Below are 2,852 nucleotides of genomic sequence, written 5' to 3' on the forward strand. Positions count from 1 at the left end.
GCCAGCAACTCCCACTCGAAATCGGTCAGTTCATGGCGACGGATCACGAAAAACATGATCCACCATCGAACGATCTTTTGAAGACGGACCCTAGTGGCGGGTGCCGTTGATCTCGATCCAGCGGCAGACCACCGTGGTGCCAGGCGGCCGAGCAGGGACCATGGGGCCAGCGGGGCGGCGGTGCAGAGTGCCATGGGGGTAGGCGGGCATCGCCAGGGCGCCCGCTGGCGGGTAGCCGTGCCCGCCATGCTGCCACCGGCGCGGCTGGGGATGGTGGGGATGGTGGGCTGGGGATGCCACCGTGCTGCTGCGGACGCGGTGGCGGCCAGTGCCAAGGCCCTCCCCCTGCAAAAGACGCACCTTGACGGGGCCCATGAAACTGTACATCTGCTGTTGGGCATAGTCGCGGACCACTCCCGCGAGCTCGTCGCCGAGCTGGCCAGAGTATGGGCTCAGACGCTCGTAGTCACCAGCACTGAGATCACCGATGAAGTCGTTGGGCACGACGGCCCGCTCGTGTTTCGAGATCATCGCGTTGGTTTCGCATTCCCGGTGGAGCGCGCTGACGATCTCGACGGGCTAGACCTCAGACTTGAACGCCTTGGCGAAGGAGCCGTTCACCAGAGCTTCCAGTCCTTGCTCGAACCGCTTCAGGAAGCCCATCGGGGCACCTCCTTCTTTCATGTCGTCCTGTACCGATTGCCAAGCGCCCTGCGCACGGATCTGTCTGGCATGTCCTGGCCCTGCGCGCACCCAGTGCCCAGTCGTCCGGCCCGGAAGTCAGAGCACGGCCGGACCAGCAGCAGCTTGTGCCCTCTTGGACGCAACCGCGCGGGAATCATCACGCCACGCCAAGGATGAGGCGGGTCATTGCACGTCAGACGAAGCAAGCCAGAAACGGCCGAGCCAACCCCGAGCCACCCGGCTCCCCGCTCAGAACCGACCACGATTCCGTGGCTGCGTGGCACCCAGAGCAACGGTGCCGGGGTAAACGGCGGTCCCGTCTCCGACCCTCTCGCCGGACCGCCGTGCAGGTATCAATGGAAAGAGGATCGCGATCACCCGCAGCTCACGGCCCAGCCCACGGGCGGGCTGCCAGCGCACATCGGGTTGGGCTACGGCACGGAGTTCCTGCGCCAGGCGATGGCCCGTCGCGGGTCTTCCCGCCTGCAACCCCGCACCCCCAGAACTGATCAGGCACACAACCAAGGTGTCCTATGCGAGAGACCTGCGGCTGAGACCTCGCCGCGCCCCATGTGTGAGCGACCGCGTGCTTCCGCCATCACGGCTGTTGGCTGTCGCAGGAAGGGTGGAGCAGTGCCGTGGCGATCTCCCGCACCCGGTCCCAGGTGATCCCTATGCGCTGTTCGACGGCGAGCGGGTGGTCGGTGGATTCGAGTTCGACAAAGGGGAGCTCGCCGACCGCGCGGGTATGGACGTGGGTCTTCAGGTTGAGAGTCGTGGGCGAGTAGACCGCGAGCTCAGTGGTGAGCCAGCCGAAGTAGGGCTGCTCCGTCTCCCGGCCCGGGGTGCCCCATAGACTTGCCGCGCGTGAGAAATTTTCGCGGCTCAAAGTAACCCAAACACCCCATGAAAATACCTCGCCGCCGAGGACGGGTATCTCGATCAGCCCTTTGACGAAGTAGTGCTGTGCATGGATTACACACTGGTCCGACGAGAGCATGCAGCCGCCAGCGCCGGCGAAAGCCGGAGCCCATACGGCCGGGGCGGCAGCCGTGTAGTTCATCGGCAGCTCGGGGCGGCACTCTCCGAAGCACGAGCAGGCTAATCCACGGTTCATACTGCGGAGCCTAGCGATCCGCTGCGCTCTGGTCGGCACCCGCCTGCTCTCCTTTGGCGCGCACGGTATTACTCGCTTTAGAGTCTGAACCATGAGGACGGCCAACTCTCCGAATGGGACACGGCCGAGGCGCTGCCGCGCCCTCCGCCGTGCGTCCAACGCCTTACAAGAACCGCAACGTGCGAGCAGCCCATGCGATCGCTGATGCCAGATTGCCGCGGCTCAGAGCCAGCGCACCGCCATGGCGTGCTGGAGCACCACCATGGCCGTTGTGCACACCCTCGCCAGGGCCGTCGGGCTGGATGAACAGATCACGGGCGTCGACCGGCAGATCCCAGCCTGATCGGCGACCATCGCGCCGCTGGCCCTCAACTTGCCCGGAATGGGCCTTTTGTAAGGGCTCGAGCCTCATTGCACGGGCGGTGACAGGGACGGCTTCGGAACTCGGGCCGAAGCTTCCGCGCTTGCTCAATCTTGCCGTCCTGATCCTGTCCGGTTCTGGCCGCTTTGAAGCGACCGCGAGTGAGCAAGGTGCAAGAGTCACAAGCGGGCAACCTCTGGTCTTGTCTGCCAGCACCCTCGCGGCGGGCTGGCCGTGGCCATCACCCCAGACGGGTCGACTGGGTCTGGGCGCTAATCCTGCCCTCGCGCTGGTCAAGCCGACCGAGTCAGCCGCGTAACGCCCCTTACGGCGACCGGCTGCCCGGGTTCGATTTGGGGGTTCTGGGATCTTGAAGAACTGACGGCAGACGGTGCGTTTGAGGCAGCGCTTTGCGTCTCGTCAGGTCTTGTCCCCAATCACTCTGCGGACGACGTAGATCTTCGTGGCCGGGTCCAGTCGCATCCTGATCAACGTGACGGTATGCAGGGCCTGGTTGAGCTGCCGGTCACCGCTGCGGCTGATGCGATGCGGTCGTCAATCCCGAGGACGCCGGAATGGGCGAGACGCCGACGAACTAGTGTGCTGAGTCAGTGGTTGGCTTACAGTTCCTGTATGACTCGTCCTGGTCCGAAGCTTGCGCCGCTGAACCTGACTGATGCTGAACGCGGC

General features: G+C 64.9%; 2 protein-coding genes and 1 pseudogene. All 3 read right to left on the minus strand.

The window, feature by feature from the left end; all coding sequences use genetic code 11:
• Positions 1-93: 93 nt before the first annotated feature.
• Positions 94-663, minus strand: a pseudogene (locus tag ACFYP3_RS37445) (DUF3662 domain-containing protein); the annotation flags it as partial.
• 619 nt (positions 664-1,282) lie between these two features.
• Complete coding sequence (locus ACFYP3_RS37450; RefSeq protein WP_388842573.1) at positions 1,283-1,801, minus strand: DUF2199 domain-containing protein; 519 nt, start codon at positions 1,799-1,801, stop codon at positions 1,283-1,285.
• Positions 1,802-2,582: 781 nt separating this feature from the next.
• A complete protein-coding gene (locus ACFYP3_RS37455) occupies positions 2,583-2,705 on the minus strand; it encodes a hypothetical protein (protein WP_388842575.1) in 123 nt (40 codons plus the stop codon).
• Between the last annotated feature and the right edge of the window lie 147 nt (positions 2,706-2,852).

The organism is Streptomyces sp. NPDC005533 (assembly GCF_042871845.1).
Classification (GTDB): domain Bacteria; phylum Actinomycetota; class Actinomycetes; order Streptomycetales; family Streptomycetaceae; genus Streptomyces.